The 22,464-nt window shown below is 54.9% G+C and carries 17 protein-coding genes and 1 riboswitch; of the genes, 5 read left to right on the top strand and 12 right to left on the bottom strand.

Translation table 11 applies throughout. The features are described 5' to 3' along the window. Window positions 1–70 precede the first annotated feature (70 nt). The 5 genes from F1381_RS24300 to F1381_RS24280 all read right to left on the bottom strand — a co-directional run bounded on the left by F1381_RS24300 (window position 71) and on the right by F1381_RS24280 (window position 6,697). Window positions 71–3,742, bottom strand: a complete 3,672-nt coding sequence (locus F1381_RS24300) for a response regulator (RefSeq protein ID WP_151737418.1) — start codon at window positions 3,740–3,742, stop codon at window positions 71–73. Next, entirely contained in the window at window positions 3,739–4,911 is a 1,173-nt protein-coding gene (locus tag F1381_RS24295) for a SpoIIE family protein phosphatase (protein WP_151737417.1), read from the bottom strand. Before F1381_RS24295 ends, F1381_RS24300 begins: the two co-directional genes overlap by 4 nt. 259 nt (window positions 4,912–5,170) lie before the next feature. Beyond that, window positions 5,171–5,518 carry a YflT domain-containing protein gene (locus F1381_RS24290; RefSeq protein WP_151737416.1) on the bottom strand — a complete coding sequence of 116 codons (348 nt, stop codon included), beginning with the start codon at window positions 5,516–5,518 and terminating at the stop codon, window positions 5,171–5,173. Between the two features lie 87 nt (window positions 5,519–5,605). After that, the gene (locus F1381_RS24285; RefSeq protein ID WP_151737415.1) at window positions 5,606–6,145 is read right to left on the bottom strand and encodes a hypothetical protein; all 540 of its coding nucleotides are present in this window, start codon (window positions 6,143–6,145) and stop codon (window positions 5,606–5,608) included. Between the two features lie 45 nt (window positions 6,146–6,190). Further along, window positions 6,191–6,697: a DUF948 domain-containing protein gene (locus tag F1381_RS24280; RefSeq protein WP_151737414.1), complete on the bottom strand. Its 507-nt coding sequence runs from the start codon at window positions 6,695–6,697 to the stop codon at window positions 6,191–6,193. A gap of 187 nt (window positions 6,698–6,884) precedes the next feature. Between F1381_RS24280 and F1381_RS24275 the strand changes: the two genes are divergently transcribed. Next, window positions 6,885–7,052 (top strand): DUF1328 domain-containing protein, encoded by a 168-nt coding sequence (locus tag F1381_RS24275; protein ID WP_151737413.1) that lies wholly within the window; start codon window positions 6,885–6,887, stop codon window positions 7,050–7,052. Between the two features lie 346 nt (window positions 7,053–7,398). After that, window positions 7,399–7,731, top strand: coding sequence for a hypothetical protein (locus F1381_RS24270; RefSeq protein ID WP_187355542.1), 333 nt, complete (start codon window positions 7,399–7,401; stop codon window positions 7,729–7,731). Between the two features lie 237 nt (window positions 7,732–7,968). Here the strand turns inward: F1381_RS24270 and F1381_RS24265 are convergent, their stop codons facing one another. Together F1381_RS24265 and F1381_RS24260 are read right to left on the bottom strand one after the other, a co-directional pair. After that, window positions 7,969–9,027: a C40 family peptidase gene (locus F1381_RS24265; protein WP_151737411.1), complete on the bottom strand. Its 1,059-nt coding sequence runs from the start codon at window positions 9,025–9,027 to the stop codon at window positions 7,969–7,971. 188 nt (window positions 9,028–9,215) lie between these two features. Next, a complete protein-coding gene (locus F1381_RS24260; protein ID WP_151737410.1) occupies window positions 9,216–10,109 on the bottom strand; it encodes a cation diffusion facilitator family transporter in 894 nt (297 codons plus the stop codon). 142 nt (window positions 10,110–10,251) lie between these two features. Between F1381_RS24260 and F1381_RS24255 the strand changes: the two genes are divergently transcribed. Further along, on the top strand, window positions 10,252–10,437 hold the full coding sequence (locus F1381_RS24255; protein WP_151737409.1) for a hypothetical protein: 186 nt from the start codon (window positions 10,252–10,254) through the stop codon (window positions 10,435–10,437). 152 nt (window positions 10,438–10,589) lie between these two features. On the opposite strand, the gene F1381_RS24250 is transcribed toward F1381_RS24255, so the two are convergent. Together F1381_RS24250 and F1381_RS24245 are read right to left on the bottom strand one after the other, a co-directional pair. Continuing rightward, the gene (locus F1381_RS24250; RefSeq protein WP_151737408.1) at window positions 10,590–12,215 is read right to left on the bottom strand and encodes an ABC-F family ATP-binding cassette domain-containing protein; all 1,626 of its coding nucleotides are present in this window, start codon (window positions 12,213–12,215) and stop codon (window positions 10,590–10,592) included. A gap of 120 nt (window positions 12,216–12,335) precedes the next feature. Further along, on the bottom strand, window positions 12,336–13,325 hold the full coding sequence (locus tag F1381_RS24245) for an MBL fold metallo-hydrolase (protein WP_151737407.1): 990 nt from the start codon (window positions 13,323–13,325) through the stop codon (window positions 12,336–12,338). A gap of 164 nt (window positions 13,326–13,489) precedes the next feature. Here F1381_RS24245 and F1381_RS24240 point away from each other — a divergent pair, with 164 nt between their 5' ends. Then, on the top strand, window positions 13,490–14,623 hold the full coding sequence (locus tag F1381_RS24240) for a virulence factor (RefSeq protein ID WP_151737406.1): 1,134 nt from the start codon (window positions 13,490–13,492) through the stop codon (window positions 14,621–14,623). Between the two features lie 102 nt (window positions 14,624–14,725). Beyond that, window positions 14,726–14,948, top strand: a riboswitch (Lysine riboswitch). A gap of 143 nt (window positions 14,949–15,091) precedes the next feature. Further along, a complete protein-coding gene (locus tag F1381_RS24235; protein ID WP_151737405.1) occupies window positions 15,092–16,579 on the top strand; it encodes an amino acid permease in 1,488 nt (495 codons plus the stop codon). A gap of 220 nt (window positions 16,580–16,799) precedes the next feature. Here F1381_RS24235 and F1381_RS24230 read toward each other — a convergent pair whose 3' ends face one another. From F1381_RS24230 to F1381_RS24220, 3 genes are all read right to left on the bottom strand, one after another. Continuing rightward, complete coding sequence (locus F1381_RS24230) at window positions 16,800–17,942, bottom strand: transglutaminase domain-containing protein (protein WP_151737404.1); 1,143 nt, start codon at window positions 17,940–17,942, stop codon at window positions 16,800–16,802. Between the two features lie 251 nt (window positions 17,943–18,193). Further along, the gene (locus F1381_RS24225; RefSeq protein ID WP_151737403.1) at window positions 18,194–20,569 is read right to left on the bottom strand and encodes a glycoside hydrolase family 95 protein; all 2,376 of its coding nucleotides are present in this window, start codon (window positions 20,567–20,569) and stop codon (window positions 18,194–18,196) included. 95 nt (window positions 20,570–20,664) lie between these two features. Continuing rightward, window positions 20,665–22,413, bottom strand: coding sequence for an ABC transporter substrate-binding protein (locus tag F1381_RS24220; RefSeq protein WP_151737402.1), 1,749 nt, complete (start codon window positions 22,411–22,413; stop codon window positions 20,665–20,667). Window positions 22,414–22,464 lie beyond the last annotated feature (51 nt).

Here is a 22,464-nt window from a genome sequence, read left to right as displayed (position 1 = left end):
TACTCCTTACTCCAAGTCGTTATTCCGGACAAAAATGTATTACTGTAAAGCTATTACCCCAAAATTACGGTTACGAATACAACCATACCCGCATGAGTGAAAGAAGCTGATCCGTGCTGATCGGTTTCTTCATATAATCAGAAGCGCCGGCTTCAATGCACTTGGAGCGGTCTTCCTTCATCGCCTTCGCGGTCAGTGCTATAATCGGCAGCTTCTGATACTCCGGCATCTGCCGGATCAGACGCATTGCTTCATAGCCGTCCATCTCCGGCATCATCATATCCATCAGAATCAGGTCGAAATCCTTGACTGTCTTCAGCATATCCAGGGCCTCACGGCCGTTCTCGGCAAACTTCACTTCCATATGGTACCCTTCCAGCACGCTGGAAAGGGCAAAGACATTGCGGATATCATCATCGACAAGCAGAATCTTCTTGCCGTCAAACAGCTCTTCCTTATTGTGCAGCTTTTGCAGAATTTTACGCTTGTCCTCGGGCAGATTGGCCTCCACCCGGTGCAGGAACAGCGTAGTCTCATCAAGCAGCCGCTCCGGCGAGCGGACATCTTTAATAATAATGGACTCTGCATATTTCCGCAGCCTCGTTTCTTCCTTGCTGTCCAAATCCTTGCCGGTGTAGATGATAATCGGCAGATCATTCAGTTCCTCATCGTCGCGGATCTGGTCCAGAAGCTCAAAGCCGTCCATATCATCCAGCATCAGATCCAGCACCATGCAGTCATATCTCTGCTTGCGCAGCTCAGCCAGCGCTTCTCCGCCGCTGGAGACAGCTGTAATTGCCACATCGTCGTGGCCGATCAGCTCCATAATGGAACGGCGCTGAATATCGTCGTCCTCAACGATCAGCAGATGCTTCAACGTGCTGTCCGTATAGTTCTCGATCTGCGAGAATGCCCGCTCCAGCGCTTCTTTGGTGGAAGGCTTGCGCAAGTAGGCCATTGCCCCCATCATCAGCCCTTGCTTCACTTCATCGTTGACGGAGATCACATGCACAGGAATATGACGGGTCTCCGAATCTCCCTTCAGTTCGCGGAGAATTGCCCAGCCGTCCATAACCGGCAGCTGGATATCGAGGATAATCGCATCCGGCAGATAGGCCTTGGCCATCTTCAGGCCGATATCTCCCTGAAGCGCCACCAGCCCCTTGAACCCGCGGCTGCGGGCCATGCCGAGCAGAATCTTGGCGAAGCTCTCATCATCCTCGACGATCAGCAGCACTTTGTCGCTAGACGACAAAGCCTCACGGTCATCGTCAACCGGTGCCGCAAGCGGCGTATGCTTCTCTTCCCTTGCCGGCGAGGATGGCAGAAGCTCCTCCACCTGCTCGGCAATCGCTGCTGCCTGCTGTGCCGCAGCCGCTTCCACAACGCCCGGAAGCAGACTGTAGTAGCCGTTGACCGGCAAATACAGGGTAAAGGTGCTTCCTTGCCCTTCACTGGATTCCAGCGTAATGGCGCCCCCGAGCAGCCGGGCCAGTTCACGGCTGATGGACAAGCCCAGGCCGGTACCGCCATATTTGCGGCTGGTCGTGCCGTCTACCTGCTGGAAGGCCTCAAAGATAATTTCCCGCTTGTCCTGCGGGATGCCGATCCCGCTGTCTCTGACAGCGATAGCGACATATTCGTAATCCTGCGGCAGATACGCCGGCAGCTTCTCCGGCTCCGCATGGCTGATATTAAACTCCACAAAGCCCTTGCTGGTAAACTTGAACGCATTGGAGAGCAGGTTGCGCAGAATCTGCTTGAGCCGGTGGCTGTCGGCATAGACATGATTCGGCAGCGGCTCGTCAAAGGTGAGACGGAGTGCGAGCCCTTTCTTCTGGGCCTGCGGCGCAAAGTTCTGCTTGACGAAGGTCTTCAGCTCGGTCAGCGGAATTTCCTCATAGGACAGCTCCATCTTACCGGATTCCACCTTGGACAGATCGAGAATTTCATCGATCATCTTCAGCAGGTCCGATCCCGACATATAAATCGTATGGGCGAATTCCACCTGTTTCTCGCTCAGATTGCCCTCTTTGTTCTCCGTGAGCAGCTGGGAGAGTATCAGCAGGCTGTTGAGCGGAGTCCGCAGCTCATGGGACATGTTGGCCAGAAATTCCGATTTGTATTTGCTGGTAACCGCAAGCTGGTGGGCCTGCTTCTCGAGCTGCTTCCGGGCCTCTTCGATCTCGTCCTTCTTCTCCTCGACCTCCTGCACCTGTTCTTCCAGCGCCTGAGTTTTGGCCATTAACTCGTTGTTGTAGTGCTCCAGTTCGCCCTGCTGCCGCTGCAGTAATTCTTCGGAGCGCTTGAGCGCATCCGTCTGCTCTTCCAGATTCTCATTGGAGCGCCGCAATTCTTCCTGCTGGGTCTGCAGTTCTTCCGACTGCACCTGCAGCTCCTCGGTCAGCGCCTGAGATTCACGCAGAAGCTCTTCGACAATCAATCTGCGGCTGATATTGTTCAGAATAACCCCGAGATTGACCGCGAGCTGATGGAACAATTCACTCTGCAGCGACGTGAACGGCTTGAAGGAAGCGAACTCCACCACGCCCAGCAGCTCGTCTTCAAATACCAGGGGATGAATGGATATATTGCCCGGACGGGAGTCACCCAGTCCCGAAGCAACCGCGATATAATCCTCGGGCGCTTCAAGCAGATGAATAGGCTGCATGTCCAGCGCGCTTTGGCCGATAAGGCCCTGTCCAAGGGTAAAACTCTGTTTCGGGTTGCTTACCCCCTCTTCACCGGCGTAAAATGCGCTTGCCGTCAACAGGCTGGGATTATTGCGGTCCTTCAAATAAATTGCTCCATATTGCGCGCCAAGCACCGGTGCGAACTCGTTGATGAACGTCTGTGTGACCTCATCCAGCGAATCCATGCCGCGCAGCAGTTCCGTTACGCGGGCCACGTTCGCATTCAGCCATGCCTGGTCGTTTTGCGCCTGGGCGTAGGCTTTTTCCATCTCCTGCTTCTGTTCAAGATCCTCGGCCATCTCCTTGAATACCCGGGCTACCTCGCCGATCTCATCCTTGGACGTAACCTTGATCCGGCGGATCGCCCGCATCTTGCCGTTGCCGAAGCTGGAGATCATCATCGATACGACATTGAGGCCGCGCGTAATGCTCGGAATTACCCAGAGAATGACACCAAGCCCCATGAGTAATCCCACGATCATAATTAAAGTAACCATCTGGATGGAACGCTCTGAGGCGGCTTGAGCTTGGGCAGTCTCCTCAGTCATCCGGAAGGCATTGTAATCCGACAATGCGTTCAGGCTGTCCAGCATCTCATTCTGGATGGCTTGCCCTTCAGTGTTGCGGTAGGCATTGGCATTCTGAAAATAACCCGCCGTCAGCATGCTGAGCGCTTTGTTCTGATAATTCATATAAGCGCTGTATGCCTTCTCGATCCGGCTGAGCAGCTGCATTTCTTCCGCGGTCACCATAGATGATTTGAGCGTCTTGATATAAGCGTCCGATTTGGTAACCTTAGTGTCAATCTCTTCCTGCTGTGCATCGACGGAAAGCGTGTCTGCATTTAGCATGAGCGTCGTCAAGATCCGGGCCATATCATTGACTTCTCCGCGGAGTCCCGAGGAAGCACGGCCCATGGAATAGCGTTCCTGGTAGCTGTCAAGCTGATCGTTCATATAATTAAGCCGATCGTACCCGATCAAGGTGAGCGCCAGCATAATCGCCAGCAGCGCACTGAAGCCGATCAGCAGTTTGGCTTTGATCTTCATTCCCTATCCGTTCCCTTCTTCAGCGATATCCACACCAGACACTTGTCGTCGTCGCGTTCCATAGCCGGCTGTTCCTTGAAGAACACCTCGCGCATCGGCTCTTCCTGCCATTCATGCCCCCCCCCCAGGTGGGAAACCATAAATGCCAGCTGCTCCTCCTGTCCGCCTTCGGCCAGCTCCATCAAACCGTCGGTATAGAGCACCAGATGGCCATCCTCACTGAAGGACAGGCTTTGCGGCTGAATGTCGATGCGGTCAAACAAACCGACCGGATGGCAGTTACTCTCCAGCAGAACAGGTTCTTTGGCCTCTCCCTGAAAAAAGAGCCCCGGCGGATGTCCGGCATTGACATAATCTATGCGGCTTAAGCGTGTATCAATCACCATATAGATGGCGGTAAAATAGTATTGGACCAGCTGTTTCTCGATATAAAGCTGGTTAAAGCGCCGGTTCAGTTCCTGAATAACTTTCTCCGGTTCTACATAAGTCGTTACGGTATCCTTGAGCACAGAAGCGAGGAACATGCAGAACAAAGACGAGGAAATACCGTGACCCATCATATCCAGCAATATTACGGCGTACCTGCCGTCGCCAAGCGGATACCAGGCGTACAGATCACCGGCCAATTCGAAAGAAGGCTGGTAAATCGCATGCACTTCAAAATCCGGCTCGGTAATCGGCAGACTGAGTACAGCATTCTGCACGAGCGCCGCCAGACGCAGCTCGTCCTTAATCCGCTGATCGCGTTCATTGTGCCAATCCTTCTCACGCTTCAGACGGAGCGCCAGCCGGATACGGGCCATCAGCTCTACCTTGTTGATCGGTTTCGTAACATAGTCGGACGCGCCGGCATCCAGGGCTTCGGCCAGCTTCTTGGAGTCTCCGACGGCGGTAACCATTATGATCGGGATATCCCGCAAATGTTCATATTGCTGCACGACACGGCAAGCTTCAATACCGTCCATCTCGGGCATCATCATATCCAGCAAAATGAGATCAATGCCGGAATAGGACGGGCGCTTGTCACCTTCGCCTGCGCCGATTCCAAGCAGATTCAGCATCTCCTTGGCGGACGACGCAGTCACAAAGTTGCGGTAGTTCTCCTTCTTCAGAATCTCACGGATGATGATTACATTGGTAGGGTTATCGTCAACGATTAAAATTCTCAAGCATCTTCACCTCGCACATCTAGAGTTTAATCCGCAAAATCCTGCAAAATTCTATCTCTTCTATCATACGATATTTAAAGAGGAGGTTTCCAACTCCAAAAAAAGTAACAGGGTATGAAAGATATATTCCCGCCAATAAAATCCATTATTTGTATTCACTAATATAATTGTTCAACAAAGTAACCTCCAGCCCCACTCTGAGTGCAGTGGGGCTGGAGGTTACGCTATTGAGTATAGCTTTATCATGCTTTTGCCATCTTTATCTCGCTAATCTGCGTGTAATTACCAGTACTTTACCTGTGTCCAGTTCCTTCTCATAGAAGTTCGCTTCCGCAGGACTGAACCCGAGGGATGTAATCTTGAACCGGAGCGCATTGCCCCGTGAACGGAACAGGTTGGCAATCGCGCCAAACAGCCCCTCTTCACTGAGATTGACTTCATTCACGTCCGCCGTATCGGCGATGCGGCTTTCACGGCTTATATCATGACTGAGGACATAAATATCCTCTTTGCTGTAGCCGCCGTCGCGCAGTCGGTTCACTTCCTCGATCGCCTGAATGCCGTTATCGACCAGCTTGGCATAAGCCATTGTACCGACTGAATTCATGAAATCACGCTCCTTGTCTTAAATAAGGGGACCCTTAAAAAGCGGCTGAATATTCATTACCCCCTTCAGCCTGCGTTGAAACATCTGCTAAGAAGAATACGCATCAAATAAATCGATGCCTTCCCATGTTCCGGTCGCAGGATTGCGGTAAATCTTCAGCGCCGCGTTTCCTCTTAAATAGACATCGCCGTCTTCGGCAACAAAATCGGGAGAGCCTAACAGATCATGGATGTTATTCTGCACAGGATCGAGCCGCACTCCGTTCAGCGTCAGCCCGTATTGCCCGGCTTGGGCGGGGTCAACATGCACGTATAGCACCGTTCCACCACATATGCCGGCTGACATATCAGCATATTGGTATTCCAGACATTCCTGCCAAGGGTCAGGTGCAATCTGAAGCGGCAGCCCTTTCCGCTGCAGCAATTCATCTTCAGTGGTGTACAATGGCACACCAGCCAGCGAGTCGAAGCGGCTCATGTACACTTTCTGTTCCTGCGCCGGTGACTGTTCAAACGCCAGCACAGCTCCAGGCTGCAGGGGCAGCAGGGCGGTATGGACCTCCTGCTGACTTGCAGACGGGGTGCTTATTGCGGATAGTAGGCCCAGCAGTAACCAGAGGATATTCATCGCAACAACCCGCCTTTCATAGGAGCCTCCCGCTGCCGTGCGCGCTTAGCGGCGGAATTTCTGCCAGATAGCTGCAGCAGTGTCTACACCTTTAAGCACCGTAGCCACCTTGCCTGAAGATTTTTGTTCATTAACAGCTTTATAGGAATTCACCGTGCGTTCTTCAGCAGGCGTCAGCTCGGCATTGTTAATCGAGACCGCTTCGGCCTTCTCTTTCAATTCACGCGATTTGCGGAATCTGTCGATCACCGTTACCGATACCTGTTTCACCGTTAATGTCAGTTCGTTCATTACATCGCCAAGGTTCTTGACGGAATCGACAATCGGATCGATCTTTTGTATTTTGCCCTGTACATCGGCGGTAATGTCATTGGCGTGTCTGACCGTGGTTTTGACTTCATAGGTAAGCTCATCAACGGTCTTCTGAACCTCCTGCAGAGTCTGGCTGACCTTATCGAGGGATACTTTCGCAGACTGCAGCGTTTTAATCAGGAAAAATACAAGTACTGCGAAGGCGATGGCTACGAGTGCAACGCTAAGTTCAATGATCATTTTGAAAAACCCCTTCCACTTCATAAATGTCGGCGTGCTCTGCCTTGATATTGCATAGTTACCCGGAGGCTCCTGGGCCGAAACAATCTGTCAAGCGTCTGCAAGCCTATCTCCGCACACTGTTGTTTCAACGGCAGGGTGTCCGTTTAAACATTGACTACATCACATACGGAAAGGGTGACACGATATGTTAAGATGGTCCGTAATTCTGCTGGTTATCGCACTGGTTGCCGGCATATTCGGTTTCTTTAATATCGTCTCTGCAGCTGTGGGAATCGCCAAAATTCTATTCTTTGTTTTCCTGGTGCTCTTTGTTATCTCTCTCTTTACAGAACGCCGCGGAAGATCAATGTAGTGCCGCTTGTCGAATATGCCCGAAAGAGCCAGCCTGGGCCCGGAGACTTGGATGCAGAGTCTCCGGGCCTGTTTTGTGCCTGCCGGAGACAGCCCGCACTACCTGCACTATATATATATTCAACCCGCATACGCCATAAGCCTTTCCATGCTTTAGAACCTCTTAAAGAAACAGGATTTTAACTTTTTTAGCGTTGCGGCGGAGCTGCCGGTTTCAGTTTATGCTCTTTTTGTTTACATGCTTATTAGCGCAGCGCTGTTATGGAACAATCCACATACCCAAACCACTATTTAGGAGGAATTATTCGATGAAGAAACTCGCCAGCCTCACCGTTGCATTAGGTCTTATGGCTTCGATCGCCGCGACTGCCTCGGCGGCCGAAGTGACTACTGTCGACGCCACAACAGTAACAGGAACCACTTATGCCGACCCGGCTGATCCAGTAATCACTCCTGAAGATATCAAGCCTGCGACTCCGCAAATCATTCTGACTCAAGCTACACCGTTCCATTTATCGATCAACAGTATGACACCGGTAGGCTGGCTGGGCGCACAGACCGTCGATACCACCGGCGCTGTGTTGACTGATGCCTTCGGCAACGAATGGCGGGAAATCTATACCTGGTTGGGTAAGGCGTGGGTCAAGATCCCTGTGTCCGCCTATGTAATCACACCATAAAAAAGCCCCACTAAGTGAAGCAATGCTATGGAGCTTATTCAGATACTTTGCGGGGACCCCGGTAAACAACATAGCCAGCCCCACTAAGTGAAGCAATGCTTCGAAGTCCCGGAAAACAGGAGGGGCTATCCCTTCAGTAGAATCGTCCACTGAAGGAATAGCCCCACAAAACATCCGCCCTAGTTCACCCGTCACAAACCTCGCGAAACAAACGCTTCCTGTTTCACTACTTCTATATTAGCGGATGACCGAACCTCCGTAAAGGAAACGGTTCATCCAAGAAGCGCTTAATTTATCCACTCTTACTCCGCCCGAAGATACGGAATACGTATGCAGAATCTGCCCATCCCCCATATACATGGCGACATGTGTAATTCTGGCCGTGGATTTGTTAATTCCGGCATAAGCCGAAGCCGAGCTCCCTTTGTAATCCATAAAGAACATCAGATCTCCGCGTTTGAGGGCCGAGATATCGGTAACTGCCGTACTGTTCTCTTTAACCCAGGTGCCTTGCTGCCGGGAATCGGCAGGCAGCTTCAGATTAGCCGCATCAATAAAGATCTGCCGGATGAAATCCGAGCAGTCAAAGGTGCTGGTGTTGCTGCGGCTGGAACCGAACTCATAAGGAGTCCCCAGATAGCCCATACCTGCGGCAATAACCTTGTCAATGATTGCGGATGAAGCCGGCGGCGCCGGAGTCGGCGTAGGTACCGGAGTTGGTGTTGGCGTCGGTGCTGGCGCAGGGACTGCACCTCCAACCGAAATGTACTGACTCGAAGAGCTGGTGTAGCCGACTGTACCTTGCGAAGTCTGAACCTTGTACCAATAGCTGTTGGTCTTCTCCAATATTACCACTTGATCGCCTTCATATAAATACCCCAGAGTTGTTCCACTGGTTGAAGGAGTCTCGCGCAGACGTACAGTAGATTCAATGACTGCCGTCTGTGCTGAAGATGGAGCCGCCGGAGCCGTAACAACGCTGATATACTGGTCGTCTGCACTGGTATACCCCACTTCACCCGATGCGGTTCTCACCTTGTACCAGTAGCTGTTTGTTTTTTCCAATATAATGACTTGGTCGCCTGTCTGCAGGTACTTAATTACACTGCTGCCTGTCGAAGGACTGGTGCGCAGACGAACCGAAGATTGAATGATTCCGGTTTGTGAGGCTGTTGCTGTAACTGATGCCCCGGCTGTTGCCGCGAACGCCTGCTGTGGTGCGGACACTCCCAATGATACTGCAAGCGTTGCCGAGACCAGTAACGTTGCAGCGACTTGCTTGTAAGTTGTGATCATAGCGTTCCCCCGCTTACTAGATTGAGAAATCCAACAACGGCGCGCGCTACGATTGTTGCTTTCTGCCCTCATTATAGGGGCAGTCCGGATTGGGAACATGCTCCAAATCTCACAAAAAAGCTTGCCAAGTTATGGCAAGCTCCGGGTCTATAGTCTTGATTTCTCCTTGAATTTGGTGGATATTACAGCTAATTAGGAGTTCTCGGGCCATTATTGGCCCTAGGCTCCACATGTACCTGCACATTCATAATATTATGAAGTTTACCCATGCGCTCCTCAATTGAATCACTGATTCGATGACCTTCCAAGACGGTGATTCCCGCATCCACTTCTACGACTACATCCACCAGGACATGATTGCCGTGGACACGGGCCTTTAGATCCTTAATTCCCTCCACTCCCGGCGTACGGGCGACGGTGCTGCGCAGGTCCAGCAGCCGGTCTTCCTCAAAGCCGTCGGTCAAGCGGTAAGTGGAATCACGGAAAATATCCCAGGCGGTCTTCATGATCAGCAGACCGACAACGACAGCCGCCGCCGAGTCAATCCAGGGCAGGCCGAACTGCGCGCCGACAATGCCGACCGTCGCCCCGATGCTGACCAGCGCATCCGAGAAATTATCTTTGGCCGCTGCCATTAACGCTGCGTTATTAATCCGTTTGGCCAGTCTTTTGTTATACACATAGACGCCGAGCATCGCCGCCGCACATACCAGCGCCACGGCGGCGGAACGGATATCCGGCACCGCCTTGCCGCCCTCAAACAAGGAGCGTACCGCTTCGACAATGACCTGGATGCCTACCGTCGCCATAATGAATGAGGCAAGAAGCGCAGCTACCGTCTCGGCCCGGAAGTGTCCGTAGGGATGGTCGGCATCGGGCGGCTTGCGCGAAATCCGCAGCCCGATCAGCACTGCGGCCGAGGCGACAATGTCTGTCAGATTATTGAAGCCGTCGGCAATCAGCGCACTGGAGGCAAACAGCGTGCCGCTGATCAGCTTAAAAGCCGAGAGCACCAGATAAGCGGCTATGCTGATGACAGCTCCCCGCTCTCCCTTGCGAATATCTTCATAAATATCGGCCATCGGCGCGAGCTCCCCTCATGCTATCTTATGTCTTCCTTCCCCGTTACGGGTAACCTTTACTTGAACTATTCTTGCCCTTGTGGCGGGATTTAAAAACCATTAGAATAAACCCATAGGACTTGCTTCTTAAGGGGGTAACACAATGAGCGAAAACAACGAACGACCAAAGGTCAACCTGGCGGACGCCATCCGCCAGAAACTGGAGCAGAAGAAGCAGCATTCTTCATCCAAACCGGGAGCCAGCTTCCAGGCCGGCTCCGCCAAGCCGCTGAAAAGCCAAAACAACAAAAAGCCCAACAATCAGCGCCGCCGTACCGGCGGGTCCTAGGACCTGCGGCAGGGCAGCGCTGCCGGCAGGCAAAGATAAACGGCTGCGTCGTTCCCCACGGGATGACGCAGCCGTTTTTTCATTATATCTTCGCGGTCCCCGCAAAGCACCTGAGTCTACTCCAGGCCAAGACTCCACTTGGTGGGGTTGTTTTACGCTTCTACAGGATACATGCGCTGGCGCAATTCTTTAATTTCCGGATTCTCCAGATACTCGTCGTAGCTCATGCTGCGGTCGATAATCCCTGTAGGCGTAATCTCCACAATACGGTTCGCGATCGTCTGGATGAACTGATGGTCATGCGAAGTGAACAGAATCGTGCCGTCGAAGTCGATCAATCCGTTGTTCAGCGCGGTAATGGACTCCAGATCCAAATGGTTCGTCGGTTCGTCGAAGACCAGCACGTTGGCGCCGTTAAGCATCATCTTGGCCAGCATGCAGCGGACCTTCTCGCCCCCGGACAATACGCTCGCCTTCTTCAGCGCTTCTTCGCCGGAGAACAGCATGCGGCCCAGGAAGCCGCGCAGGAAGGTTTCGTCCTGGTCCTTGGAATATTGGCGCAGCCACTCGACCAGATTCATCTCTACACCGTCAAAGTACTTGGAGTTATCTTTAGGGAAATAAGCCTGGGTCGTTGTTACACCCCAGGTATATTCGCCGGCATCCGCTTCCTGTTCGCCCATAATGACTTCAAAGAGCAGCGATTTCGGCTGGGAGTAAGGTCCCACGAAGGCGATTTTGTCGCCTTTGTTCACGACCAGGCTGAATTCGTCCAGCACCTTCTCACCGTCCACCGACTTGCTCAGGCCCGTAATGGTAAGCAGCTGCTTGCCCGCTTCGCGCTCCGGCTTGAAGTTGAGGAACGGATATTTACGGTTGGATGGACGGATGTCGTCCAGGGTGATTTTGTCCAGCTGCTTCTTACGCGAGGTTGCCTGCTTCGACTTGGAGGCATTCGCCGAGAAGCGCTGAATGAACGCCTGCAGCTCCTTGATCTTCTCTTCTTTCTTCTTGTTGGCATCGCGCTGCAATGTCTGAGCCAGCTGGCTGGACTCATACCAGAAGTCGTAGTTGCCGACGTACATCTGAATCTTACCGAAGTCGATGTCTGCAATATGCGTACATACTTTGTTCAGGAAGTGACGATCATGGGATACCACGATGACGGTGCCTTCATAATCCATGAGGAAGTTCTCCAGCCAGCCGATCGATTCCAGGTCCAAGTGGTTGGTAGGTTCGTCAAGCAGCAGGTTGTTCGGACGACCGAACAGGGCCTGGGCCAGCAGGACACGTACTTTCTCGTTGCCGCTGAGTTCGGCCATTTTCTTGTCGTGCATTTCACGCGTAATGCCCAGACCGATCAGGAGCGCAGCCGCATCCGGCTCGGCATCCCAGCCGTTCAGCTCGGCGAATTCGCCTTCCAGCTCGCCGGCGCGCAGACCGTCTGCTTCAGAGAAGTCGCTCTTGGCGTACAGTGCGTCCTTCTCCTTCATGATTTCATACAGGCGGGTGTGGCCCATGATGACCGTTTCCAGCACCTGATACTCATCGTATTCAAAATGGTTCTGCTTCAGGACCGCCATACGTTCGCCCGGGGTCATATGCACGTCGCCTGTGTTGGCTTCAATCTCTCCGGACAGAATCTTCAGGAAGGTCGACTTGCCGGCCCCGTTCGCTCCGATCAGGCCATAGCAGTTGCCGGGTGTGAATTTTATGTTTACGTCTTCAAAGAGTGCGCGCTTTCCGTAGCGGAGTGTTACGCCGCTTGTACTTATCATTTTCGCATTACCATCCTTTTCACTTAGGGTTCCGGCTCATTATAGCATAAAATGGGCGGTATTTCGCTTCTAAAACCAACTATTACCGCCTTCTTAGGCGAAGCGTCCCTTCTTGCCCGCTCACTTGTCGGCATAGCGCTCCTCGGGATGCACAATCAGCGTCTCGCCGTAGGCCAATGTACGTATCCGCTCCCCGGAAATCCCCTGCGCCAGGCGGGCCGCCTCCATGCGGTCAAGCGCTTCACGGGCCGTATCGTCGGCCAGCCGGAAAGTGCCGAAATGCATGGGAATCATCAGCTCTGCACCGACATCCAGAAATGCCTGCACAGCCTCCTCGGGATTGACATGCTGTGAGCTCATGAACCATTCCGGCTCATAGGCGCCGATCGGCATCATTGTAACATGTACTTTGTAGCGGCTGCCGATCTCCTTGAAGCCCGGGAAGAACCCGCTGTCTCCGGCAAAATAAAGATTCGGCGGCAGCTTCCGCTTGCCGTCCTCCCCGCGCGGATGCTGGTCCGGGTCGGACGGCTCCAGTACGAATCCGCCCCAGTGCGAGGTGTTCGTATCAAACGGCGTCCGCCGCGTCCAGTGCTGGGTTGGCACAAAGGACAGCTTCACCGGTCCTAGGACCTGTTCCTCCCACCACTTCATCTCCAGGCAGTTCGCGAAGCCTCTGCGCTGCATTTTCCGTTTCAGTCCGGCCGGAACAACGATGGTCGTTCCCGTCCGGTACAGCTTGCGGACCGAATTCAGGTGCAGATGGTCGTAATGGGAATGGGAGATAAGAATCAGGTCAATCGGAGGAACATCCTGGATCGCTATACCCGGCTCGCTGATCCGCTTCTCGAACCCGAGCCGCCGGGCCCAGATCGGGTCGGTAATGATATTCAGTCCTTCGTACTGAAGAAAAAAGGTGGAGTGCCCGATCCAGGTAATCGTCGTCTCCAGCCGGTTCCCGCCTAAGTATTCCAGCTGCGGCGGGTGGTTCGGCACTTTATAGGTATAATCCTTCTTCTTCCGGCGGCGCTCCTCGCGCCACTGGCGAAGGTCCTTGAGCGTCTTGTCGGTGCTGACGTTGTCGACATTGTTGTAGCGTAATCTGGCCATCTACGGCACCTCTCCTTAATGATCTAATACAAATTTTACCCAATTCCCTGGAGCCTTAAGCGAGTTGTACCCTCCGCTGCTTTGTGTTCCCCGGAGCAAATGATGTAAAATGCGGATATACTGTCATTGTGACAAGAGTCGTTGACAAAGGGGAAGCGAAACGTATGAAGATAACCTTTATTGAACCGACGCCGAGTCCAAATACGATGAAGCTTCATCTGGACGAGAGCCTGGAGCCTGGCATCCGCCGGACCTATACACCGGAAAGCCTGCGCAGCGCACCAAGCTGGGCGCGGGAAATGCTCGGCATTCCCGGGGTGACCAGCATCTACCATGCAGCGGATTTTGCCGCCCTGGAGCGCAAGAGCAGCGCAGACTGGGCAGCCATTCTCCGCGAGGTGCAGGCCCGCTTCGGCGCGGAAGGCCTCAGCGCCGATGTGCAGGCCGGCAGCGACGAGGGCGGCGCCCACTACGGTGAATCGCAGGTCTTCGTGCAAATGTTCCGCGGCATCCCGATGCAGGTCCGCGTGAAGACCGGCGGCGGCGAAGAGCGCATCGCCCTCGCCGCCCGTTTCACGCAGGCGGTGACGGATGTGGCCAGCGCCGTGCTGATCAAAGAGCGCAAGCTGACCGACTACGGCGTGCGTTACGGCGAGCCGGCCGAGATTGCGCGCGAGGTCGAACAGGAGCTGGAGGCGGCGTATCCGCAGGAGCGCCTCGATTCCCTCGTGCAGCAGGCCATTGCGCACGGCACCAGCGGCGAGTTCGTCGAGCAGCGACAGAAGAAGGAACACTCCGAGCTGCTGCAGGACCTGAGAAGCGAGGATTGGCGCGTGCGTTACGCCGCGCTGGAGAACCTTGGCGCGGAGCCGGAGCTGCTGCCGCAGCTGCGGGCGGCGCTGCACGACCCCAAGCTGCAGGTCCGCAGATTGGCCGTCGTGTATCTGGGCGACCTCCGCACGCCGGAAGCGATGGAGCTGCTTTATGAGGCGATGGCGGACAGCGCTCCGGCGGTGCGGCGCACGGCCGGGGATACGCTGTCGGACATCGGCGATCCGGCGGCGACTCCGGTAATGATGGAGGCGCTGGGCGATTCCAGCAAGCTCGTCCGCTGGCGGGCGGCCCGCTTCCTGTACGAGGTCGGGACTGCCGAAGCCGAAGAAGCGCTCCGGTCTGCCGCCGACGATCCGGAATTCGAGGTCGGCTTGCAGGCCCGCATGGCGCTCGAGCGGATCGCCGCCGGCGAAGAAGCGGCCGGAACCGTCTGGCAGCAAATGTCGGAGCGCCGGCGGACCTGACACCGATCTGCCGTATTTTGTTATTGCTCCGTTCGGCATGTATGCATTATACTAATCCCTGTCTATGTTCATAATTGTATAAAGATAGCCTCATCATACCAAAGATGAGGTAGAGGTCGCGAATAGGAAGAGTACATGCCGGGAGACGTTAAAGAGCCGTCGATGATCCGCATGGAAAGGTCTATTCGCCGAAGCCCGTGCCGCTGCTCCTACTTAAAGCCGCATGGACTGGGGCCGTTTCCGAAAGGGACGGAACTGTCACGATGCGTTTGTCCGGAGGCCGCCAGGCCCCCGCACCCGCCCCTCGTGTTGCGCTATCTTAACAGGGAGTATGATGCGGCAGCCGTATATACAGGAACCGCAGCAGCCGTCTGCGGTTTTTTTGCGTTCCATCGGCGCTTTACGCGCGCAGGCCACTCCCGCTCATGAACAAATCCATGACAACCTAACGAAGGAGTGTCTTTATTCATGCAAGCACAACAAGATAACGGAGCGCTGCACTCCGGCGGCAACGCCGGCGGACCCGCGCTGCGTAAAACCTTTAAGGCCCGGCATCTGACGATGATCGCCCTCGGCGGCTCCATCGGGACCGGCCTCTTCCTCGCCAGCGGCGGGGCCATTGCCTCCTCCGGTCCCGGCGGCGCATTGCTCGCCTATGTGGCGGTCGGAATCATGGTCTACTTCCTGATGACCAGTCTGGGCGAAATGGCGACGTATATGCCTGATTCCGGATCGTTCAGCACCTACGGCACCCGGTTTGTCAGCCCAGCTTTCGGCTTCGCCATCGGCTGGAACTTCTGGTACAACTGGGCCGTAACCATTGCCGCCGAGCTGGCAGCTGCCACGGTCATCATTAAGTACTGGTTCCCGGACAGCAACTCGGCGCTATGGAGCCTGCTCTTCCTGCTGCTGATGTTCGGGCTCAACGTCCTGTCTTCCCGCGGCTACGGCGAATCGGAATACTGGTTCGCAATCATCAAGATCGTCACGGTCATCATCTTCCTGGTTGTTGGCGTACTGATGATCTTCGGTATCATGGGCGGCGAAGCCGTCGGCTTCAGCAACTTCCAGCTCGGCGGAAGCTCCTTCCACGGCGGCTTCTTCGCCTTCGTCGGCGTATTTATGGCCGCCGGCTTCTCCTTCCAGGGCACCGAGCTGGTAGGCGTAGCCGCCGGCGAGAGCGAGAATCCGCGCCGCAACGTGCCGCGGGCGATCCGCCAGGTGTTCTGGCGCATCCTGATTTTTTACATTTTCGCCATTCTGGTCATCGGCATGCTGATTCCGTACACCAATCCGGATCTGCTGCGGGGCGGCATCGACGACATCGGCGTCAGCCCGTTCACCATTATCTTTAACAAAGCCGGGCTGGCCTTTGCTGCTTCGGTCATGAACGCCGTCATCCTCAGCTCCGTGCTGTCCGCAGGCAACTCAGGGATGTACGCCGCCACCCGCGTGCTCTACGCGATGGCTAAGGACGGTATGGCCCCGCGTGCGCTGGGCAAGCTGAACAGCCGGGGCGTCCCGGTCGGCGCATTGCTGGTTACTACAGCTGTAGGCATGCTCGCCTTCCTGGCCTCGTTCTTCGGCGACGGCGCCGTCTACAACTGGCTGCTCAACGCCTCAGGGATGTGCGGCTTCATCAACTGGCTCGGCATTGCCGTCTGCCATTACCGCTTCCGCCGCGCATTTGTGAAGCAGGGCCATTCGCTCGATGAGCTTCCGTACCGGGCCAGATGGTTCCCGTTCGGTCCGATCTTTGCCTTTGTACTCTGTCTCATTGCCGTCCTGGGCCAGAACATGGGGGCCTTCTCCGGCGGCTCGATCGACTGGTATGGCGTACTGGTGTCCTACATCAGTCTGCCGCTGTTCCTGCTCATCTGGTTCGGCTACCGCTGGATCAAGAAGACCAAGGTGGTACCTCTGGAGCAGTGTGATCTGAGCACCAACGAAGTTTAGTCCGCCCCGTCTCTTGGCGACCACGCCAGAACAAAAAGGAGCTGTCCCTACAGAGCCATAACAATGGCTGTGTTGGACAGCTTCTTTGACGTTCCGGGTGAACCCGCGGCACTTTTCCCCTTGCCAACGGACTTTGGTGCCCTTCATGCTCATTTCCGCGCAGCTGCCATGCTGTACGGCGCTTCATGTCCAGAGCGTATGCTTCAGTTCAGCAACGCAGCTATTGCCAGGTGATGTACACCTTCAGGTCGCCGGTATTATCAAAAGGGCTGCTGCTGTAGGACAACTGCTTCAGCCCCAGGCTGTACAGCTCCTGCAAGGCAATCTTCAGCGAGCTCTCAGTGCCGCGGTAGCGGAACAGCAGCGCTTGCTCCCCGGCCGAAACGGATTGCTGGACAAGCTGCTGCAGTCCGGCTGCGGATGTAACCACCTGCTCTTCCTCGTACAGATGGTAGTCCAGCGCTTCCTGCAGCTTCTGGTATACAACGGTACCCGTTCCCTCGCGGCTGACCAGATCCGCCAGCGTCTTGGCGTATAACGTGACAGCCGCGGGGTAGGGCTTGCTCCAGCTATGGTCACGGCGCATTTGAGCATCTGTGCGCATATAGTAAGCCGTGCTGATTTCATCAGCCATGCTGCCGGTCGTGGATGGATCGTCCCAGGTGGTATCGAGATGGTACCATGCTCCCTCAAGCTGCACAAGATTCCAGGCGTGGCTCTGCGCCGCCTTCCCCTCCGCCCGGGCCGTCCCCTCCACAATCTTGTTGGGGATTCCTGCGCCAAGCAGCAGCTTATAGGTCAGCAAGGAATAACCCTGGCATACGGTACTGCCGCTTTGGAGCCCTTCATAAGCCGTATATTTGCTGTACGTATTGTCATATTTGAGATGCAGCACCACCCAGTCATGGATAGCCTTAATCTTCTGGTGATTGTTCATGCCGGGTGTAATAATCTGCTGCAAAATCTGTTTGACCCGCTGATTCACATAAGCCGTCTGCTGGAGAGTCTCCCGGTATTCCACCTTCACCGTCACATTGACCGAACGCGAATTGCCCCGGTACGAAAACGCGTAGTTGTCGATGATGTAGTACAAATAAGGGTCACTGCCCATAGCTTTATCAATGGCGCTCTGCACCTGGGCCTTCAAGCCTGCCGTCTTGCCTGCATAGACAAATTCAATGGTCTCCCGGCGGTTGCTCATTGCCCCCGTCAGCTTCTGGGTCATTTCGCTCACCGATCCGAGCTTAACTGCACTGGCGGCGTAGGCCTGATCCCATCCCCAATACAGCAAAGGCGGCAAAGCCGCAAACACCAGCATGCCGCCAAGAACGGCCTTCATCAGCGATCTTTGTTTCTTTCCCATGGTCCCTCTGTTCCCCCTGCATGATTAAATCGCCCACAGGCGAAAGGTTCTTGTTATATTAAATGCTCCAGATCCATTACGTACAACCATTGCTTTCAATAAAAAAGCATCCGGCCGCTCCGGTGGAAACTGTTCACCTATACCTTATTATCGGCACCCCGGGGAATTCCTTACACTTTCGACTTTCGCAGACTGAAAAAAACAGGCCGGCCGGGAAATCCCCGGCCGGCCTGCGCTGCAACACCGTCTCTTTATAAGCTCACCGTAATGCTATAGACTTCTCCGGCCTTGAATGAAATCGGCTGCTCTGCCGCCAGCCCGCTGCCGTCCGGAAGCTGGACCTTCAGTCCGCGCACATAGCGCAGCCGGTACTCGCAATCATGTCCGGCGGCAATCCGCGCTGAGACCAGCGCATGCTCCCGCCATTCGATGTCAACCGTAAGCCCGCCGCGCGCTTTAAGACCTGTGACCTTGCCGTTCTGCCAGTCTGCCGGAAGGGCAGGCAGCAGGCTGATCTCGTCCAGGTGGCTTTGCAGCAGCATTTCGGCGATCCCTGCCGCTGCGCCGAAGTTGCCGTCAATCTGGAACGGCGGATGCGCATCGAACAGATTCGGATAGATCGAGCGCGTAAGCAGCGTACGGACAAAGCTGTGAGCCGTCTCCCCGTCCTGCAGCCGGGCATAGAAGTTAATCAGCCAGGCGCAGCTCCAGCCGGTATGGCCGCCGCCTGAAGAGATGCGGTGCTCCAGAGTACGCCGGCCGGCCTCCACCAGCTCCGGCGTATCCCGCTCATTGATGATTTTGCCGGGATACAGGCCGTATAAGTGGGAGACATGGCGGTGACCAGGCTCGGCTTCCGCGAAGGGCTCGCTCCATTCGAGCAGGCGGCCGTCTTCACCGATCTGCAGCGGTGTCAGACGGGGTAGCGTCTCTTCCAGCAGCCGCCGGAACTCCGCATCGGCGTCCAGCAGCCTCGCCGCCTCGATACAGTGGCCGAACAGCTCACGGATCAGCGTCATATCCATTGCTGTACCCTTCGATACGCTGCATGGCTTGCCGTCTGCATCCAGGAAACGGTTCTCCGGCGAGGTCGACGGGCTGGTAACCAAGAGACCGTCTTCCCGCTCTACCAGCCAATCCAGCGCAAACAGTGCTGCGCCTTTCATCAGCGGATAGGCGCGTTCTTCCAGATAAGTGCGGTCCGGCTCATACAGATAGTGTTCCCAGAGATGGCGGCTCAGCCACACGCCGCCCAGCGGCCAGAATGCCCAGCTGGCATCCCCGCCCGACGGCACGGTGCTGCGCCAGAGGTCCACGTTGTGATGGGCGACCCAGCCGCGGGCACCGTAATGTACCCGGGCGGTTCTGGCCCCCGTCTCGCTGGCTTCGCGGATGAAATCCATCAGCGGCTCATGGCATTCGTGCAGATTGCCGACTTCAGCCAGCCAGTAATTCATCTGGGTATTGATATTGGTCGTATAGTTGCTGTTCCACGGCGGGGTCACATGCTGATTCCAGATCCCCTGCAGATTGGCCGCCTGTGTACCCGGACGGGAGCTGGCGATCAGCAGATAACGCCCATACTGGAACAACAATGCCTCGAGCTGCGGATCTTTCCCGCCGGACTGGTAAGCGGCCAGCCGCTGATCGGTCGGCAGTTCCGCCTTCTCCTGTCCGCCGAGATCAAGCTCTACCCGGCGGAACAGCGCCTGGTGGTCGGCTACATGCCGCCCGCGGAGCTCATCATAGGAGCGGGCCGCTGCCGCTGCCAGCCGCCGCCGGCAATCTGCGGTAAGATCCGCAGTGCCACCTTCTTCCGTCACCGCCAGATGGCCCGCCCGCTGCTTCATTTCCTTGTAATTCGTCGCCGAAGCAAGCAGCAGCAGCGCTTCATCGGCACCGGAAATGACCAGCTTGCCGTCCGCATACTCCACACTTCCGCCCTGGGCTACGACTTGCAGGTGAAGCTCAAAGCGCATCCCCAAACCATCCTCATACAGAATGGCTCCTGGATGGTCCTGGTGATAATTGTCGGCGATATGCGTCGGTGCGACGCCCTGCAGCACCAAATATTCACCGTCATATTCGGCCGAAGCCTTCAAATCGCTGCGCAGCGACAGCTCCGCCTGCAGTCCACCTTTGGCCTCGCCGGTAAGCCTCACGACGGTTACATCGTCAGGGGCGCTGACAAAAGCCTCGCGGGTAAACGCTCCTGCTCCCGTCCGGTAAGCCACTCTGGCAATGCCGCTGTCGAGATCCAGCTCCCGTTCATAGGTGTCTGCATCCGCGGCCGCCAGGTGTCCGATATACAGATCGCCGAGCGGCATATAAGCCTGACAATTGACGCCCAGCATCTTTGCGTTAACCACTTCTTCCGCTTCCGCGTAGCGCCCCTCCGCCAGCATGGCCCGTACCCGCTTCAAATAGCGCAGCGCTTCATAATTATTGGTGTCACGCGGGAATCCGGACCACAGGGTGTCTTCATTAAGCTGCAGCCGTTCACGGACTGTTCCGCCGAAGACCATGGCTCCCATATGCCCGTTGCCCAGGGGCAGCGCCTCTTCCCATTCCACCGCCGGTTGACTGTATTTCAATTTCCAGCTGTAGCTAACATTCTCTCCGCTCATTGTCTTGTCCTCCGCAAGAGTGATTAGAATACAGCAAAGGCCCTGACCAAGGTCGGGCCTTTGCAATACTCGTTATAAATGGTCTATCTTGAATCTTACAGGTCTTTGCCAGTCCACAGCTCAACTCTTTGCTTCACGAGTCCGGTGTACTCGGCTTCCATGTCTTTCGCACCGGCTTTGTCGAGCTCAGCGAGGAAGGCGTCGTATACTTTGTCGAAGTCTTCCGGTTTGGACAGGATTGCTTCAGGAATACGTTTGCGGATAATATCCTCTGTCTTTTTGTAGATTACTTGATATTGGCCGTCAGTAGGAACCGGCATGTTGTACAGGGCGCCCCATTCTTTGGTCTCGAATTCATCTTCAGACGGGAACAGGTCCTTCCAGGTGGTTGCATTGTAAGCCGCCAGAGTTTCTTTCTCAACAGCGGAATAGGAAGCTACGATTTCTTCCGGGAAGCTTGTAGTATAGTAGTTGCCGGTGGAGTCCTTCACGCCGTCGCCGTATTTGGCACCGAATACACCGTACAGGCCGATACCGGATTCTTTGGTGAAGTTGTTCACATCGTTTACTTTTCTGTCCTTGATATCAGCAGGCACTTCACGGACACCGTCGGCGTTCACAGTGTAATGCTTGCCTTCAATACCCCAGTTTCTCAGCACTTGACCTTCTTCGGAAGCCATCCAGTCCAGGAATTTGATGATGCGGACCGGATCCTTGGCATCAGCCGAGATGGCCAGGCCATAGCCGTCAATACCTGCCTGCTGGAAGGAATGATCCTTATATTCCTCGGACATGGTTACTGGTAAGTGGCTATAAGTGTATTCATGCTTGCCGGCGGATTTCAGAGCATTCTCGGCATCTTGATATTCCCATTCCTGAGAGATCAGACCCAGTACGCGGCCGCTGGCAATCTTGGCTTTGTATTGGTCATCCTTCTGCACGAAGGTATCCTTGTCGAGCAAGCCTTGCGCATACAGACCGTTCAGCCAGCGGAAGTATTCTTTCTCCTCCGGACGTTTGTAGTGCAGTTGGGCTTCATAGGTTTCCGGATTGATGTAGTATTCACCGTCATCCGGCAGGCCTGTAGTAATAAACGCAGGGTTGGTAACCGTAATCATAATTTTCCAGTCATCTGCATTCAGCGTCAGCGGAATGGTCGGCTGGCCGTCAGTCTCAGGATGCAGAGCGACATAATCCTTGAGCGCTTTTTCGAAGTCAGCGGTAGTCTTTATTTCCGGATAGCCCAGTTCCTTCAGCACACGGTGCTGGAGTTCAAAACCGCCTGTAGCGTCAAAGCTCTGTTGGTCTACACCGGCGTTGGTAGGAATAGAGTAAATAGCCTGGTCCTCGTTGCTGTATTTCAGGCGGTTCATGTTTTCGCTGAACAGTTTCTTCATGTTCGGGGCATGTTCCTCGATCAGATCTGTCATATCCAGAACCATTCCCGCGTCGATCAGCTTGCCCAGATTGCCTTTGGCAAAGATAAGGTCAGGCATTTCACCGCTTGCCGCCATCAGGGCGATCTTGTCTTCGCCGCCGCCGCTGGCCACGTCATATTCGGCTTCAATGGTTACGCCAGTCTTCTCAGTGATGGCTTTACCCACATCGTCCTGCATGTTGTTCCAGTTCGGGCTGGTATCGGCACCGAAGAAGGTAATGGTTATTGGGCTTGTATCCTCAGCGGCGGCATTGTTGCCGGCTGCTTCGTTGCCTGTGTTGGTGCCTGTATTGCCGCTGTTCGCAGCATTGTTGGCCGCATTGTTATTGTTGCCGCCACATCCGGCGATCAGCATCGTGCTGAGAAGCATCAGTGTGAAGACTGTTTTTGTACTCTTGCGGTTCATTTGTTCTCCCCCTTGAATAATTGTGTAAAACATCTATGCATAATCAGGAAG

The organism is Paenibacillus tengchongensis (assembly GCF_008973665.1).
GTDB classification, from domain to species: Bacteria; Bacillota; Bacilli; order Paenibacillales; family Paenibacillaceae; genus Paenibacillus_AQ; species Paenibacillus_AQ tengchongensis.
The sequence above is the reverse complement of the archived record's forward strand: the minus strand, read 5'-3'. Positions and strand labels throughout refer to the sequence as shown.

What these genes read in the sequence shown, in the direction of transcription:
- F1381_RS24255 (WP_151737409.1), top strand. Translation starts at nt 10,252, where the DNA reads ATGAGCGAAAACAACGAACGACCAAAGGTCAACCTGGCGGACGCCATC.
- F1381_RS24235 (WP_151737405.1), top strand. Translation starts at nt 15,092, where the DNA reads ATGCAAGCACAACAAGATAACGGAGCGCTGCACTCCGGCGGCAACGCC.
- F1381_RS24240 (WP_151737406.1), top strand. Translation starts at nt 13,490, where the DNA reads ATGAAGATAACCTTTATTGAACCGACGCCGAGTCCAAATACGATGAAG.
- F1381_RS24220 (WP_151737402.1), bottom strand. Translation starts at nt 22,413, where the DNA reads ATGAACCGCAAGAGTACAAAAACAGTCTTCACACTGATGCTTCTCAGC.
- F1381_RS24230 (WP_151737404.1), bottom strand. Translation starts at nt 17,942, where the DNA reads ATGGGAAAGAAACAAAGATCGCTGATGAAGGCCGTTCTTGGCGGCATG.
- F1381_RS24260 (WP_151737410.1), bottom strand. Translation starts at nt 10,109, where the DNA reads ATGGCCGATATTTATGAAGATATTCGCAAGGGAGAGCGGGGAGCTGTC.
- F1381_RS24250 (WP_151737408.1), bottom strand. Translation starts at nt 12,215, where the DNA reads ATGATAAGTACAAGCGGCGTAACACTCCGCTACGGAAAGCGCGCACTC.
- F1381_RS24285 (WP_151737415.1), bottom strand. Translation starts at nt 6,145, where the DNA reads ATGAATATCCTCTGGTTACTGCTGGGCCTACTATCCGCAATAAGCACC.
- F1381_RS24265 (WP_151737411.1), bottom strand. Translation starts at nt 9,027, where the DNA reads ATGATCACAACTTACAAGCAAGTCGCTGCAACGTTACTGGTCTCGGCA.
- F1381_RS24270 (WP_187355542.1), top strand. Translation starts at nt 7,399, where the DNA reads ATGGCTTCGATCGCCGCGACTGCCTCGGCGGCCGAAGTGACTACTGTC.
- F1381_RS24225 (WP_151737403.1), bottom strand. Translation starts at nt 20,569, where the DNA reads ATGAGCGGAGAGAATGTTAGCTACAGCTGGAAATTGAAATACAGTCAA.
- F1381_RS24275 (WP_151737413.1), top strand. Translation starts at nt 6,885, where the DNA reads ATGTTAAGATGGTCCGTAATTCTGCTGGTTATCGCACTGGTTGCCGGC.
- F1381_RS24290 (WP_151737416.1), bottom strand. Translation starts at nt 5,518, where the DNA reads ATGAATTCAGTCGGTACAATGGCTTATGCCAAGCTGGTCGATAACGGC.
- F1381_RS24280 (WP_151737414.1), bottom strand. Translation starts at nt 6,697, where the DNA reads ATGATCATTGAACTTAGCGTTGCACTCGTAGCCATCGCCTTCGCAGTA.
- F1381_RS24245 (WP_151737407.1), bottom strand. Translation starts at nt 13,325, where the DNA reads ATGGCCAGATTACGCTACAACAATGTCGACAACGTCAGCACCGACAAG.
- F1381_RS24300 (WP_151737418.1), bottom strand. Translation starts at nt 3,742, where the DNA reads ATGAAGATCAAAGCCAAACTGCTGATCGGCTTCAGTGCGCTGCTGGCG.